Raw genomic sequence first — 13652 nt, 5'->3', positions numbered from 1 at the left:
CTGATCGCGGCGCTCTACTTCATCCCGGCCATCAACCTCGGCGGCCTTCCGCCGTTCTCCGGATTCATCGGCAAGTTCGCGCTCTTCGACGCCGCCGCCGAGGTGGGGACCCCGATCATGATGGTGATGATGGTCGGCGGCATCGTCACCAGCCTGCTCACCCTCTACGCCCTCATGCGGGCGTGGAACCTGTCGTTCTGGCGCGAAGAGGACGACTCGGCCGAGACCGAAGCGCGCATCTCGTATCTGGATGCCGCCCCGGAGGCGTCCGTGCAGACCGAGCGACGCGTCATCCCGCGCATCATGACTGCCTCGGCCACGGGCATGGTGGCCATCACCGTCGCGCTGACGGTGTTCGCCGGGCCCATCTACGACGTCTGCACGCGGATCGGATCGGCCCTCCTCGAGCCGATGACGCTCGTGCAGCTCGAGCAGGACGAGCAGGAGTCGGAGTCATGACCTCGACACCCGTGGATCGACGCACCGCCCGCCGTGGCGCCCTCGCGCGGGCGTGGCGTCAGCTGCCGTTCCTGCTGTGGCTGGTCGCGGTCTGGATGCTGCTGTGGGGGCAGTTCACGCTCCTGGCGTTCCTCACCGGCCTCGTCGCGGCACTGCTGGTGACGCGCGTGTTCCGGCTGCCGGCCGTGGAGCTGTCGGGCCGGGTCAACCTCTGGTACGGCGCGGTCTTCATCGTCACGTTCCTCGCGGCCCTGGTGCGCGGCTCGCTCACCGTGGCGTGGCAGGTGATCTCGCCTCGACCGGTGCCCCGGTCGGCGATCATCGCCGTGCCCTCGGTCGTGGCCGACGACCTCATCATGACGCACACCGCGATCACGGCCTCGCTCATCCCGGGATCGCTCGTGATCGACATCGACCGCGATCGACGCGTGATGTACCTGCACGTGCTCGGTGTGCACAACCTCGCCGACGTCGAGCACCAGCGCGAGCACGTGCTGGTGTGGGAGCGGCGCATCGTCCGCGCCGTCGGATCGCGCGCCCAGGTCGAGCAGATCCGCGAAGCCGAACGCACGGCCGCGGAGGCGGCCCGCCAGGCCGGGAAACGGGAGGGACGATGACCGACATCCTGCTGTTCGCGATCTACGCCGTCTTCACGGCAGCTGCGCTGCTGGCGCTCTGGCGCATCGTGGTCGGCCCGTCGATCCTCGACCGTGTCGTCGCATCCGACGTGCTGCTCACCGAGATCCTGTGCGTGCTCGGCGCCGAGATGGCGCTCAACGGCCACACGCGCTCGCTGCCTGTCATGCTCATCATCGCCGCGGTCGGAGTTTTCGGGTCCATCTCGGTCGCCCGCTTCGTCGCGAGAAGGGACAACGTGGAACGATGACGACGCCGCTGCCCTTCGCTGTTGCCGCCGAGACGGTGGGATCGGCATACCCCGCCGACGGCTGGGTCGACGTCGTCGCGCTCGTGCTCATCCTCATCGGCGCCGGGCTGTGCCTGACGGCCGCGATCGGCCTGCTGCGGCTGAAGGATGTGCCCTCCCGCCTCCACGCGGCGACCAAGCCGCAGGTGCTGGGCCTCATCCTCATCTGCATCGCCGTGGCGCTGTCGCTGCGCTCGTGGCCCGTCGTGGCGTTCCTGCTGCCGGTCGTGCTCATCCAGATGGCCACGTCACCGCTGTCGGCCCACGTCATCGGCCGGCAGGCCTATCGCAACGGGACCGTCGACGAGCCCGGCCTGATCGTCGACGAGCTCGGCGGGTCGACCCAGACGCCTCCCGGCGCCGGCGGCTGACCCGCGCGAGCGGCATCCCACCCGAGCTTCATCCCCGGCCCGCGCGCCACCCCCGGCCCGGGCCCATGCGGGCATCACCCCCGCACGGATGTCGGAGAATCACGCGGATGTCGGAGGATTCGGCCGAAAACCTCCGACATCGGGCCGAATCTCCGACGTCGCGGGGGTCAGTCCGACGTCGCAGGTGGAGCAGTCCGACGTCGCGGGGCGGATCAGTCCGACGATGGGGGCGTCAGTCGGCGCCGAGGTCGAACGACGCGGCCTCGTTGGCCTCGTCGACGGCCTCGGCGAGCTCCTCGCGGTCGGCGTCGTAATCGATGGCGTGCTCGGTGATCTCCTGCGCGCCGCCCTTCTCCAGCTCGCCGACCAGCTCTCCGGTCGCGCCGCCGATGAACCCGGCGGCGGCGTAGTGCTCGAGACGGAAGCGCGAGTCGGCGATGTCGAGGTTGCGCATGGTGAGCTGGCCGATGCGATCGGTCGGGCCGAAGGCGGCATCCCCGACGCGCTCCATCGACAGCTTCTCGGCGGCGTACGAGAGCATCGGAGACGACGTGTCGAGGATGGTGTAGTCCTCGCCGCGGCGCAGACGCAGGGTGACCGAGCCGGTGATCGCCGACCCGACCCACTTCTGGATCGACTCGCGCAGCATGAACGACTGCGGCTCGAGCCAGCGTCCTTCGTACATCAGGCGCCCGAGGCGCCGACCCTGCTCGTGATAGGTCGCCAGGGTGTCTTCGTTGAGGATGCCGTTGACCAGGCGCTCGTACGCGATGAACAGCAGCGCCATGCCCGGCGCCTCGTAGATGCCGCGCGACTTCGCCTCGATGATGCGGTTCTCGATCTGGTCGCTCATACCCAGACCGTGGCGCCCGCCGATGGTGTTCGTCTCGCGCACGAGGTCGACCGGGTCGGAGTACTCGACGCCGTTGATGGCGACCGGGCGGCCCGCGTCGAAAGCGATCGTGACCTCTTCGGTGTCGATCTGCACCGACGGATCCCAGAACTTCACGCCCATGATCGGCTCGACGATCTCGAGCGACACGTTCAGGTGCTCCAGCGTCTTCGCCTCGTGGGTGGCGCCCCAGATGTTCGCGTCGGTGGAGTAGGCCTTCTCGGCCGAGTCGCGGTAGGGGAAGCCGTGCTCGACGAGCCACTCGCTCATCTCCTGGCGGCCGCCGAGCTCGGTGACGAAGTCGGCATCCAGCCACGGCTTGTAGATGCGCAGCGCGGGGTTGGCGAGCAGACCGTAGCGGTAGAACCGCTCGATGTCGTTGCCCTTGTAGGTGGAGCCGTCGCCCCAGATGTCGACGCCGTCCTCCTTCATCGCCCGCACGAGCATCGTGCCGGTCACGGCGCGGCCGATCGGGGTGGTGTTGAAGTAGGTGCGTCCGCCCGAGCGGATGTGGAACGCCCCGCACGCGAGGGCGACGAAGCCCTCCTCGACGAGCATCGTCTTGCAGTCGAGCAGTCGCGAGGCCTCGGAGCCGTACTCGGTGGCGCGGCCCGGGATCGACGCGATGTCGTCTTCGTCATACTGACCGAGGTCGCCGGTGTAGGTGTAGGGGATCGCGCCCTTGTCGCGCATCCACGCGACGGCCACGGAGGTGTCGAGACCACCGGAGAAGGCGATGCCGACGCGCTCGCCGACGGGCAGGGACTGGAGGACCTTCGACATGTCCTCCACCCTACCGATCCGCGTGCACCGGCCGATCCACGGGTGCGCGGCGCCGGCCCACCCAGACGACGCCGTAGGCGACCACGACGATCGCCGCGGCGATCCCGACGACGTACACCGCGACGCCCGCGTATCCGGGCGGCACGAGGCCGGGGTTGTTCGGGTTGAGGAACGGGTAGGGATACCAGTACCCCGGGCCGATCGTCGGATCGGTCACGAGCGGACCGCGCACGAGCGTGTAGATCACCCACGCGATCGGGAACCCGAGCACCCACAGGGTGTCGCGCCAGGGGAGCGGGCGGCGCCGTACTGCGACGAACGCATCGGCGAGCAGGAACAGCGGCGCAACCACGTGGAGAACCTCGTTCGACCACGGCACCGGTTCGGACCCCTGCGGCAGCTCCACGCCGCGCAGCAGGATGTTGTAGACGACGCCGGTGATCACCATGTAGGTCGTCACCGACACGAGGGCGATCGCGAGGGCGCGCGGTTCGCGGCGGCGCTCGCCGCCGGCATCCCTCCCGCGCGTGAGGAACCAGACGACCGCCCACGTCAGCACGATCGCCGACGACACGTTGGAGAGGATGGTGAAGAAGCTGAAGAAGTTCGCGACGGTGACGCCGAGGTCGCGGCCGTACTCCAGGGCGGATGCGATGGATGCGGCCAGCTGACGCACCACGGCGGCGAGGATGACCACGGCCATCACGCCGCGCAGTACCGTCCAGACGCGTTCGGGTGACATGGGCGTCACGCTATCCGCTTCGCGGCCCGCCAAGGTCGGAGAATCGCGCCGATGTCGGAGGATCTGCGAGGAATCCTCCGACATCGGGCCGATTCTCCGACCTCGGGGGGTCACAGGCCGGGGTCACCGGCCAGGGTCATTCGGCGCCGGCGTCCGCGGGCTTCGTGCGGGTGGGTGCGGCCTGCTCCCGGGTCGTCGTCGCCTCGGCGAGGCCCTCGCCCACGCCGCGGCCGAAGGTCTGGCCCTGGATGAGCGCGGCGAGGTCGATGCCGGTGGCCGCCTCGACGCTGTCGAAGACGGATCGCATCGCCTTGGCGCTGTCGCCGCCGATGACACTGGATGCGCCGTCGTCGCCGGAGCCGCCGATGATCGAGACGTTGCCGATCGCGGCGTAGCCCTTGGCGAACTCGGTCATGATGGCCGGCAGCACCTCGAGCACGCGCTGCGACAGGAACGCCTCCTGGTTCGACGCGATGGCCTCCGCCTCGGCCTGGACAGCCGCGGCACGGGCTTCACCCTCGGCACGGATCGCTCCGGCCTCGGCCTGCGAGGTGAGGCGACGCGCCTCGGCCTCGGCGTCGGCGCGGGCGCGCAGCGCACCGGCCTCACCGGCGGCCTTCGCCTCGGCGGCCGCTGCTTCACCGGCGGCGCGGGCCTTGTCGGCCTCCGCCTGCTGCTCGGCGATGCGCGTGCGCGCCTCGGCCTGCTTGACCTGCTCGATCGCGGCGGCCTCGGCCGAGCGCTCGCGCGTGTAGAGGTCGGCCTGTGCGCGGGTCTCCGCCTCGTAGCGCTGCGCGTCGGCGACGCGCTTGACGTCGGCGTCGAGCTGGGCCTGCTTGTTCTCGGCCTGCTGCTGCAGCACCGCCTGCTCGGCCTTCGCGCGCGCCAGCTGCTCGGCCTGCTCCGCCTCGGCGCGGGCGCGACCGACACCTGCCGCCGCATTGGCGGTGTTGGTGTCGAGCGCGGTCTGCTCGATGAGGTTCGCTTCGTCGTTGGCGATGTTCTTCTGGTTGATCGCGCGGTCGGCGTTGGTCTGCGCGATCTCCGCCGCCTGACGCTTGGCCTGGATCTCCGGTGAGCCCAGTGACTGGATGTAGCCGACGGAGTCCGTGATGCCCTTGATCTGGAACGAGTCGAGGATGAGACCCTGCTCGGCCAGCTCGTGCGAGACGTCGGCGGCGATCTGATCCGAGAACTTCTTGCGCTCGCGCATGAGCTCGACCACCGACAGCGTCGCGACGATGCCGCGGAGTGCTCCCTCGAGCTGCTCGGTCGTGAACTGCTCGATCGCGGCGTCCTGCGAGGCGAAGCGCTCGGCGGCCCGCCGCACGAACAGGGGATCCGAGCCGATCTTCACGATCGCCACGCCGTCGACGTTCAACGTGACATTGTCGAGCGACTGCGCCTCGGCGTTGAGCATCACCTGCCGCGATCGCAGCGAGATGATCTCGTGCCGCTGCGTGATCGGGTTCACGAGCGACTTGCCGTTGACGATGACCGTCACCGGCGACTCCGAGAGTTCGGAGCGGCTGGAGCCGTCGGCATCCAGCACGGTGCTCTGCACCTTCTGTTTGCGACCCGAGATGACCAGCGCCTCGTCGGCACGGGCGACCTTGATCCAGCTGCGTGCGAACAGCAGCAGGATGAGGCCGACGATGATGACCGCGACGACCGCGATCCCGACGATGATGAGAATGCCGACGAATCCGGCGACTTCCATGAAACCCCCCATTGAGAAGGGTGCGCCGGCTGTGCGCACCCGCTCACACCCTGCCAGAACGCCGCCGCCACCGCGCCCCCTTTCTGTGGCACGCGGTACCTGTCCGCGCGCAAGGGGGTCCGCCCGACCGCCTCCCGCACGTTAGCGTGGCCGGCGGCGCGGCATGAGTTCCGCGTGCACGGCACCCGACGCGAGAGGAATCCATGGCAGCGGACACGAAGAAGATTTCGCTGGTCGGATCGATCTCCCTCGGAACCGGCGTGATGATCGGCGCGGGGATCTTCGCCCTCGTCGGACAGGTGGCGGGCATTGTCGGTCCGTGGTTCCCGCTGGCGTTCCTCATCGGCGCGGTCGTCGCCGGCGTCAGCTCGTACTCCTACATCCGGTACTCGAGCGTCAACCCGTCGTCGGGCGGGATCGCGATGCTGCTCAAGGGCGCGTACGGCCCGGGCGTGATCGCCGGTTCGTTCTCGCTGTTCATGTACGTCTCGATGGTGGTGGCCGAGAGCCTGCTGGCGCGCACCTTCGGCACCTATCTGCTGCGTCCGTTCGGGCTGCAGGACTCCCCCGTCCTCGTGCCCGTGCTCGGGATCGCCGCGATCGTCGCCGCGACGATCGTGAACCTCGTCGGCAACCGCTTCGTCGAGGGGTCGGCGACCACCACGGCGGTGCTGAAGATCCTCGGCATCGCGGTGCTCGCCGTCGCCGGGCTCATCGGCGCCGCCGCGTCCGGCGGCCTCTTCTCGAGCGGCGGCTCGAGCGAGTCATCCGGCCTGTGGGGTCTGCTGGCCGGGTCGACGCTGTGCGTGCTCGCCTACAAGGGGTTCACCACGATCACGAACCAGGGCGATGACATCCGCGACCCGAGCAGGAACCTCGGCCGCTCGATCGTGCTGTCGATCCTCATCTGCACCGTGCTGTACCTGCTCATCACCCTGTCGGTGGATGCGAGCATCGGCGCGGAGGGGGCGGTGGACGCGCGCGACTACGCGCTCGCCCAGGCTGCCGAGCCGCTGTTCGGCGCATGGGGCGTGGGCATCACGGTCGCGATCGCCGTCGTCGCGACGCTCTCCGGTCTGCTCGCGAGCCTGTACTCCGTGTCGCGCCTGTACGCGATGCTGCAGGACATGCGGCAGGCGCCGGCGTTGCCCGATCGCATCCCGCGGCAGCCGCTTCTCATCACCGCCGGCCTCGCGATCGTGGCGACGGCCTTCCTGGATCTCACGCAGATCGCATCGATGGGTGCGTTCCTCTACCTGACGATGGACATCGCCGTGCAGTGGGGCGTCATCCGTCATCTTCGCGACGAGATCGACGCGAAGCCGTGGCTGCCGGCGATCACGATCATCCTCGACCTGGCGATCCTGGTCCCGTTCACGATCTTCAAGGTTCAGAGCGATCTGCTCACGGTCGTGATCGCCGCGGCGGTCGCGGCGGTGATCTTCGTCGCCCAGATCATCACGGTGCGTGCCCGCTCCCGCGCCGATGCCGGCTGAGCACCTGGCCGGACGCGCGAGCAAAACACGGGAGCTGGGCGCGCGCAACCCCCTGGCACCGAAGCGGAAGGTCGTCGATCGTGACGGCATGAGCGATGAAGACGACCTCCCACAGCCGAAGGACCACCTCCCGCCGCGCGACGAGCGCGAGCACGACGTCCCCCAGGAGACGTATCCCGACGGCGGCGCCCCCGAGGGCGAGGCCGGTGTCTCGCCCGAGACCGCCGCCGAGCCCGACAAGCCCAACCGTCACGGCGTGGATCAGATCCCGCCGCGGGGCCGTTGAGGCGGGGAGTCCGCCCTCGCTTGTCACCGAACGCCCCAACCGCGCGCTGAAGCGACCGATGGTGACAGGGGAAACGCGTGGTGCGTGGTGCGCGGTGCGCGGTGCGCGAGGTCAGCGTGGCAGACGGGGGACCGCGGCCACGAGCTGCCGCGCGTACGCCGTGCGCGGCGCGGTGAGCAGGTCGACCGTCGCTCCCTGCTCCACGATGCGCCCGTCGCGCAGCACCGCGGTGCGCTCGCAGACGGCGGCGACGGCGCTGAGGTCGTGCGAGACCAGCACGAGGGCGAGCCCGGTCTCGCGGCGCAGGTGTGCGAGCAGGTCGATCACCTGAACACGAGTGGTGAGGTCGAGCGCCGAGACGGGCTCGTCGGCGAGCAGCACGCGCGGGCGCGAGACCAGGGCGCGCGCGATCGCGATGCGCTGACGCTGACCCCCGGAGAACTCGTGCGGGTATCGCCGCATCGTGTCGGCGTCGAGGCCGACCGAGGCGAGGGCCTCGGCGACGGATGCGCGCGCACGGTCGCCCGACGCGATCCGCAGGGAGCGCAGCGGCTCCCCGACGATGCGGTCGATGCGCTGGCGGGGGTCGAGGGACGAGTACGGATCCTGGAACACCGGCTGCACCGTGCGACGGAAACGACGCATGAGCCGACGGTCGCGGCGATCGAGCGAAGCGTCGTCGAACACGACGCGGCCGGCGTCCGGTGAGTCGAGGCCGAGCAGCAGGCGCAGCGCGGTGGACTTGCCGGCACCGGACTCTCCCACGAGGCCGACCGCCTCGCCGGCTCCGACCGAGAGGGAGACGTCGTCGAGCACCGGGGTGGCGCCGTAGCCGAACGCCGCGTTCTCGAGGGCGAGAAGGGTCATGGCGATTCGCCTCCTGCCCCCGGGGTCGCATCGAGTGCGGCGTCGAGATAGCGGGCGCTGTCGACGAGCGCCCGCGTGTATGGATGCTGCGGGTCGCGCAGCACGTGGCTCACGGCGCCTTCCTCGACCACGCGTCCGTGCTGCAGCACGAGGGCGCGATCGACCATGCGCGAGACGACGGCGAGGTCGTGGCTGATGAACAGCAGGGCCATGTCGCGCTCGGCGACCAGGCGCTCGAGGAGGGCGAGCACGTCGTTCTGCACCGTCACATCCAGCGCCGTGGTCGGCTCGTCCGCGATCAGCAGACGCGGGTCGGCCGCGAGGGCGATTGCGATCGCGATGCGCTGGCGCTGCCCGCCGGACAACTCGTGCGGGTAGGCCCGCGCGATCCGCGCGTCGACGAGTGAGACGTCGGCCAACGAGCGGGAGACGGCCTCGCGCAGGTCGGCACCGCGCAGTCCGCGGTGACGGCGGAGCGGCTCGGCGATCTGTCGACCCACGCGCATGAGCGGGTCGAGGGCGGACAGCGGCTCCTGGAAGACGATCCCGGCGACGGGGCCGCGCAGGCGGCGCGTTGCGGCATCCGTCGATCCGACGATCTCGTGTCCGTCGAGCCGGGCGGATCCGGTCGCGACGACGGTATCGGGAAGGAGGCCGAGGACGGCTAGAGCGGTCATCGACTTGCCCGAGCCGGACTCGCCGACCAGGCCGACGCGCTCGCCGGCGCCGAGGGCGAAGGTCGCGTCGTCGACGAGGGTCGTGTCGCCGGCGCGGAGCGCGAGGTGCGAGACATCGAGGAGGGTCATCGGCCCCTCCGTCTCGTCGGATCGGCGACATCGCGCAGGCCGTCGGCGAGGAAGTTGACCCCGAGCACGAGCACGATCACCGCGACGCCGGGCGCGATGGCCCCGACCGGGGCGGTGAGCACGGTGCCCTGCGCCTCCTGCAGCATCCGGCCCCACGACGCGTTCGGCGGAGGTGCCCCCAGGCCGAGGTACGACAGGCTCGCCTCGGCGAGCACCGCCACGCCGAACTGCAGCGCGAGGCTCACCGCGAGGGTGGGCGCGATGTTCGGCAGGATGTGGTGCCACACGATTCCGGCGGTTCGCGTGCCGCTCGTGCGCGCGGCCGTCACGAACTGCTCCTGCAGCACGCGGCGCGAAAGGATGCGCGTGAGGCGAGCGATCACCGCCGACATCGCGAGGCCGATCGCGAGGATCGCGGAGCCGAGCGACGGACCCTGCACGGCGACGACGAGCATCGCCAGCAGCAGCACCGGGAAGGCGATCACGACGTCGAGTCCGGCGGACAGGGTGTCATCGAGCCACGGCCGCGCGAAGGCGGCGGCGAGGCCGATCGCGGTGCCGAGGACGGCGGCGATCGCGACGGCGCCGGCTCCGACAGCCAGGGCGATGCGGGCGCCGACCATCAGCTGCGACAGCAGGTCGCGGCCGAGGCGATCGGTGCCGAGCGGATGCGCGGGGCTGGGAGCGCTCAGGCGTCCGCCGCCGATGTCGGTGAGGGGATAGGGCAGCCACACGAGCGACACGAGGGCGACCACGACGACCGTCGCCGTGAGGACGAGGCCGATGACGAGGGTCGCGCGCCGGCGCCGCGGCGGGCGCGCGGCAGCGGCTCGCGGCGCGGTGGAGGCCGGTCCGGAAGCGGTCTGCACGGGCGCGGTCATCGCAGGTTCCCCGAGATGCTCGTACGCAGACGCGGATCGATGAGGCGCTGAGCGATGTCGGCGGCGAAGCCGACCAGCACGACGAACAGCGTGCTGACCACGAGCACGCCTTGGATGTTGGCGAAATCGTGCTGCTCGATACCGGTCAGCAGCATGTTCCCGAGCCCCGGAAGGGTGAACACGCTCTCCACGACGACGGCGCCCAGCAGTGTCGTGGACAGCTCGATGCCGAGCACGGCGATCACGGGCACGGCGCCGTTGCGCACACCATGCCGGAGCAGCGCCTCGCGCATGCTCGCCCCGCCGGCGCGGGCGGTGCGCAGGTAGTCGCTGCCCAGCACGTCGACCGTCGCCGAGCGCACGTAGCGCGACAGCGACGCGCTCATGACGAACGCGATCGTGATCACGGGCAGGGCGAGGGAGCGGAGGGCGTCGGCCGGGTCCTCCCAGTCGTCGCGGGGGAAGCCGCCGGAGGGGAGCATCCCGAGCTGCAGCGCGAAGATCCACACGAGGATGACGCCCACCCAGAACACCGGCACGGCCACGCCGAGCTGCGAGAAGCCCGACAGGGCGATGCCGTACCACCGGTCGGCCTTCATCGCCGCGGTGACGCCGATCACCAGGGAGAGCACGAGGGCGAGGGCGAACGACAGCAGCGTCAGCGGGATGGTCACCCCCAGCCGCGCGGAGATCTCGGGGCCGACCTCGCGCGAGCTGATGAACGACTCCCCGAGGTCGCCCCGCAGCAGCTGCGCCGACCACGTGGCGAACTGCTGCCACACCGGCTGGTCGGAGCCGACCTGCGCGCGTGCCGCCGCGATCTGCTCCGGAGTCGCGTCCACCGACAGCAGCGCGTTCGCGGGGTCGCCGGGCAGCAGGCGCAGCAGCACGAAGATGACGACCATCGCCACCGCGAGCGAGAGTACGAGCAGGGCGGAACGGCGCAGCAGGTAGATGAGCATGAGGGGAGGATGCGCCGGTGCCGGGGCGCGTGCGCCCGGCACCGGCGGCGGGTCAGTTCTTGACGATGTCGTAGACGAAGAACTGCGAGTTCAGGCCGTTGACGGGGTAGCCCGACAGGTCGCTGTCGGCGACGACGATCTGCGGGTACAGGTACAGCCACACGCTCGCGGCGTCTTCGGCGATCTGCTCGTTGACCTGCGTGAGCAGCTCGGTCTGCTGCTCGACCGTCTCGGCCTGCTCGGCCTCGGCGACCCACTGCTGCACGTCGGCGTTGTCGTAGCCCCAGTAGAAGTCGGGGTTGCCGTACCAGACGACGTCGCGGTCGTTGACGTGCTCCTGCAGGGTGGCTTCGAAGTCACGCTCGGCGAAGACCTTGGTGTACCACTCGTCGGCGCTGATCGTGTTGATCTCGACGGTGATGCCGACCTCGGCCAGCTGCGCCTGCAGGAACTCGGCCACAACCGGGTGCGGGTCGTAGCTCGGCGTGTCCAGGGTGAAGGTGAACCCGTCGGCGTAGCCGGCGGCATCCAGAAGCTCGCGAGACAGCTCGGGGTCGTACGGGTTCACGTCGGTCAGGTCGACGTACCACGGGTCGGTCGGGGGGACCATCGAGCCGATGAGCGTGCCGTAGTCTCCCCAGATCGAGGTGAGCAGCTGCTCGCGGTCGATCGCGGAGTAGACGGCCTTGCGCACGAGGGCGTCGTCGAAGGGGGCCACGCGGTCGTTGAAGGCGAGCAGCTCCTTGGTGGTCGAGGTGCCCTCGCTGACGGTGAAGTCGGCGTTGTCCTCGAACTGCGCGAGCGAGTCGGGGTTCTGGATGCTCGTGACCAGGTCGATCTCGCCGCTGAGCAGCGCGTTGTTCTCGGCCGTCGCGTCGGTGAAGTAGGTGAAGACGACCTCGGCGTTCGCCGCGGCCTCGCCCCAGTAGTCGTCCCAGCGCAGCAGCGTCAGGGTGGATCCCTGGCGCCACTCGTCGAGCGTGTACGGACCGGTGCCGTCGGTGGTCTCGGCGCTCGCCTCGGGACCGGTGATCCACACGTAGCTGAGGTTGTAGGGGAACGAGATCGATCGCTCGGACAGCTCGAACACGACCGTCTGGTCGTCGGGAGTGGTGATCTCGCTGATGGGTCCGAAGCTGGACTTGCGCGCCGACTGGGAGTCTTCGGCGATGACCGCCTCGACGCTGGCCTTCACGTCGGCGGAGGTGAGAGGTGCGCCGGAGTGGAACGTGATGCCTTCGTGCAGCGTGACGGTGTAGGTCAGTCCGTCTTCGCTCAGCTCGGCCGACTCGGCCAGCAGCGGCTCGACCTCGCCGTCGTCGGTGAGCTTGTACAGACCCTCGTAGACGTTGCCGTTCAGCGCCTCGGTGACGCCCTGGCCGCCGCCCTGGGTGTTGCTGAGGTTCTGCGGCTCGTACAGCGAGCCGATGTAGATCGTGGCGTCGTCCGAGGAGGCGTCGCCGGCGGCGTCGCCACCGGTGCTGCAGCCGGCGAGCACGAGCGCCGAGAGGGCGACGGCGGACAGGGCGAGCAGGGGTTTTCTCATACGGATACTCCAGTGCTGTGCATGCTGTGGTGCGGGGGAGGATGCGGCTCAGGCCGCGTAGATGTCGAAGCCGTCGCGGAACACGACGTTCTTCTCGCCGGCGGGCACCCGGAAGGGGAACCGGTTGGACGCCGGAGGCAGGGGGCAGTTGAACTGCGCCGAGAACCCGCACGGCGGGACGAAGGCGCGGTTGAAGTCGAGCACGACGGTTCCCGCATCGCCCGCCGCGTCGGCATCGCGCGGTACGAAGAGGAATCGTCCGGGCCCGTAGGTCTCCGACCCGTTCGTCGCGTCGGCGAACACGAGCAGCAGCGTGCCGCCGTCGTCGAAGGCCGCGAGGGTGAATTCCTCGCCGCGGATCGTCACATGGATGTCGCCGGGGACGACGAGATCGCGGGTGCCGCCGTTGTCGCGGATGTGCTCGAAGGGCACCGTGCGTGGGGATCCGTCACCCTCGACCGGGGTGAAGCGGCCTTCGATGACCCAGTCCGGGTCGTAGCCGAAGGCATCGATGCCCTCGAAAGCGCGGATCGCCGCGGAATCGGCATCCCAGCGACGCATCCCGTATTCCGGTTCACCCGTGTCGATCGACGTGCGCGAGAGCTCGGTGACCGTCACGGTCGGGCCGGCGGCGGCCCGCTCGGCCCCGACGTCGGGGCGGGTGGCGCCGCTCCAGCGGGTCTCGACGAGAGCGAGGTTTCCGGTGGCGGCGGTCACGGTGCGGGCGCGCTGGTCGCGCCAGCGGGCATGGTCGGAGGCAGACATGTTCGGGGATGATTCTCTCGCGTGGGGGCGGTGAACGGCACATCGGCCGTCACGGGTGGTAATGCGGCGACGCTCCCGCGTATTCCCCGACGCGGCTTCGAGAGCGGATCCGGGGACGAATCGGGGCGCTGACTAGACTGGGACGGGACGG

14 protein-coding genes and 1 pseudogene are annotated in these 13652 nt (G+C 70.0%); 6 read left to right on the top strand and 9 right to left on the bottom strand.

All coding sequences use genetic code 11. The features are described from left to right. From B4E30_RS08395 to mnhG, 4 genes and pseudogenes are all read left to right on the top strand, one after another. Nucleotides 1-459, top strand: a pseudogene (locus B4E30_RS08395) (Na+/H+ antiporter subunit D); the annotation flags it as partial. After that, complete coding sequence (locus tag B4E30_RS08390) at nt 456-1076, top strand: Na+/H+ antiporter subunit E (RefSeq protein ID WP_286794689.1); 621 nt, start codon at nt 456-458, stop codon at nt 1074-1076. The pseudogene B4E30_RS08395 and the gene B4E30_RS08390, both read left to right, overlap by 4 nt. Further along, nucleotides 1073-1345: a monovalent cation/H+ antiporter complex subunit F gene (locus B4E30_RS08385; RefSeq protein WP_071044245.1), complete on the top strand. Its 273-nt coding sequence runs from the start codon at nt 1073-1075 to the stop codon at nt 1343-1345. Before B4E30_RS08390 ends, B4E30_RS08385 begins: the two co-directional genes overlap by 4 nt. Then, the gene (gene mnhG / locus B4E30_RS08380) at nt 1342-1755 is read left to right on the top strand and encodes a monovalent cation/H(+) antiporter subunit G (protein ID WP_286794687.1); all 414 of its coding nucleotides are present in this window, start codon (nt 1342-1344) and stop codon (nt 1753-1755) included. Before B4E30_RS08385 ends, mnhG begins: the two co-directional genes overlap by 4 nt. 232 nt (nt 1756-1987) lie before the next feature. On the opposite strand, the gene argG is transcribed toward mnhG, so the two are convergent. The 3 genes from argG to B4E30_RS08365 form a co-directional block, all read right to left on the bottom strand. Then, nucleotides 1988-3430, bottom strand: coding sequence for an argininosuccinate synthase (gene argG, locus B4E30_RS08375; RefSeq protein WP_286794685.1), 1443 nt, complete (start codon nt 3428-3430; stop codon nt 1988-1990). 10 nt (nt 3431-3440) lie between these two features. Continuing rightward, nucleotides 3441-4172, bottom strand: coding sequence for a Pr6Pr family membrane protein (locus B4E30_RS08370; protein ID WP_286794683.1), 732 nt, complete (start codon nt 4170-4172; stop codon nt 3441-3443). Between the two features lie 136 nt (nt 4173-4308). Beyond that, the gene (locus B4E30_RS08365; RefSeq protein ID WP_286794681.1) at nt 4309-5892 is read right to left on the bottom strand and encodes an SPFH domain-containing protein; all 1584 of its coding nucleotides are present in this window, start codon (nt 5890-5892) and stop codon (nt 4309-4311) included. A gap of 203 nt (nt 5893-6095) precedes the next feature. Here B4E30_RS08365 and B4E30_RS08360 point away from each other — a divergent pair, with 203 nt between their 5' ends. Together B4E30_RS08360 and B4E30_RS08355 are read left to right on the top strand one after the other, a co-directional pair. Beyond that, a complete protein-coding gene (locus B4E30_RS08360) occupies nt 6096-7388 on the top strand; it encodes an APC family permease (protein WP_286794679.1) in 1293 nt (430 codons plus the stop codon). Nucleotides 7389-7476: 88 nt separating this feature from the next. Next, a complete protein-coding gene (locus B4E30_RS08355; RefSeq protein WP_071044347.1) occupies nt 7477-7674 on the top strand; it encodes a hypothetical protein in 198 nt (65 codons plus the stop codon). Nucleotides 7675-7785: 111 nt separating this feature from the next. On the opposite strand, the gene B4E30_RS08350 is transcribed toward B4E30_RS08355, so the two are convergent. Genes B4E30_RS08350 through B4E30_RS08325 form a run of 6 tightly spaced genes read right to left on the bottom strand, consistent with a single transcriptional unit; the run spans nt 7786 to nt 13501 of the window. Beyond that, a complete protein-coding gene (locus B4E30_RS08350; protein ID WP_194384153.1) occupies nt 7786-8541 on the bottom strand; it encodes an ABC transporter ATP-binding protein in 756 nt (251 codons plus the stop codon). Next, nucleotides 8538-9347, bottom strand: a complete 810-nt coding sequence (locus tag B4E30_RS08345; RefSeq protein WP_194384154.1) for an ATP-binding cassette domain-containing protein — start codon at nt 9345-9347, stop codon at nt 8538-8540. The genes B4E30_RS08350 and B4E30_RS08345 overlap by 4 nt, the downstream gene beginning before the upstream one ends. Further along, nucleotides 9344-10228 carry an ABC transporter permease gene (locus B4E30_RS08340; RefSeq protein WP_286794676.1) on the bottom strand — a complete coding sequence of 295 codons (885 nt, stop codon included), beginning with the start codon at nt 10226-10228 and terminating at the stop codon, nt 9344-9346. Before B4E30_RS08340 ends, B4E30_RS08345 begins: the two co-directional genes overlap by 4 nt. Beyond that, nucleotides 10225-11190, bottom strand: coding sequence for an ABC transporter permease (locus tag B4E30_RS08335; protein WP_194384156.1), 966 nt, complete (start codon nt 11188-11190; stop codon nt 10225-10227). The genes B4E30_RS08340 and B4E30_RS08335 overlap by 4 nt, the downstream gene beginning before the upstream one ends. A 52-nt stretch (nt 11191-11242) precedes the next feature. Further along, a complete protein-coding gene (locus tag B4E30_RS08330) occupies nt 11243-12736 on the bottom strand; it encodes an ABC transporter substrate-binding protein (RefSeq protein WP_286794673.1) in 1494 nt (497 codons plus the stop codon). A 48-nt stretch (nt 12737-12784) separates the two neighbouring features. Beyond that, the gene (locus B4E30_RS08325; protein WP_286794671.1) at nt 12785-13501 is read right to left on the bottom strand and encodes a DUF1684 domain-containing protein; all 717 of its coding nucleotides are present in this window, start codon (nt 13499-13501) and stop codon (nt 12785-12787) included. Nucleotides 13502-13652 lie beyond the last annotated feature (151 nt).

It is taken from the genome of Microbacterium sp. UBA3394, from assembly GCF_002358725.1.
Lineage (GTDB): Bacteria > Actinomycetota > Actinomycetes > Actinomycetales > Microbacteriaceae > Microbacterium > Microbacterium luteum.
The sequence above is the reverse complement of the archived record's forward strand: the minus strand, read 5'-3'. Positions and strand labels throughout refer to the sequence as shown.

Coding starts and splice junctions, on each gene's coding strand:
- B4E30_RS08355 (WP_071044347.1), top strand. CDS start 7,477: ATGAGCGATGAAGACGACCTCCCACAGCCGAAGGACCACCTCCCGCCG.
- B4E30_RS08335 (WP_194384156.1), bottom strand. CDS start 11,190: ATGCTCATCTACCTGCTGCGCCGTTCCGCCCTGCTCGTACTCTCGCTC.
- B4E30_RS08360 (WP_286794679.1), top strand. CDS start 6,096: ATGGCAGCGGACACGAAGAAGATTTCGCTGGTCGGATCGATCTCCCTC.
- B4E30_RS08350 (WP_194384153.1), bottom strand. CDS start 8,541: ATGACCCTTCTCGCCCTCGAGAACGCGGCGTTCGGCTACGGCGCCACC.
- argG (WP_286794685.1), bottom strand. CDS start 3,430: ATGTCGAAGGTCCTCCAGTCCCTGCCCGTCGGCGAGCGCGTCGGCATC.
- B4E30_RS08390 (WP_286794689.1), top strand. CDS start 456: ATGACCTCGACACCCGTGGATCGACGCACCGCCCGCCGTGGCGCCCTC.
- mnhG (WP_286794687.1), top strand. CDS start 1,342: ATGACGACGCCGCTGCCCTTCGCTGTTGCCGCCGAGACGGTGGGATCG.
- B4E30_RS08385 (WP_071044245.1), top strand. CDS start 1,073: ATGACCGACATCCTGCTGTTCGCGATCTACGCCGTCTTCACGGCAGCT.
- B4E30_RS08325 (WP_286794671.1), bottom strand. CDS start 13,501: ATGTCTGCCTCCGACCATGCCCGCTGGCGCGACCAGCGCGCCCGCACC.
- B4E30_RS08345 (WP_194384154.1), bottom strand. CDS start 9,347: ATGACCCTCCTCGATGTCTCGCACCTCGCGCTCCGCGCCGGCGACACG.
- B4E30_RS08330 (WP_286794673.1), bottom strand. CDS start 12,736: ATGAGAAAACCCCTGCTCGCCCTGTCCGCCGTCGCCCTCTCGGCGCTC.
- B4E30_RS08365 (WP_286794681.1), bottom strand. CDS start 5,892: ATGGAAGTCGCCGGATTCGTCGGCATTCTCATCATCGTCGGGATCGCG.
- B4E30_RS08370 (WP_286794683.1), bottom strand. CDS start 4,172: ATGTCACCCGAACGCGTCTGGACGGTACTGCGCGGCGTGATGGCCGTG.
- B4E30_RS08340 (WP_286794676.1), bottom strand. CDS start 10,228: ATGACCGCGCCCGTGCAGACCGCTTCCGGACCGGCCTCCACCGCGCCG.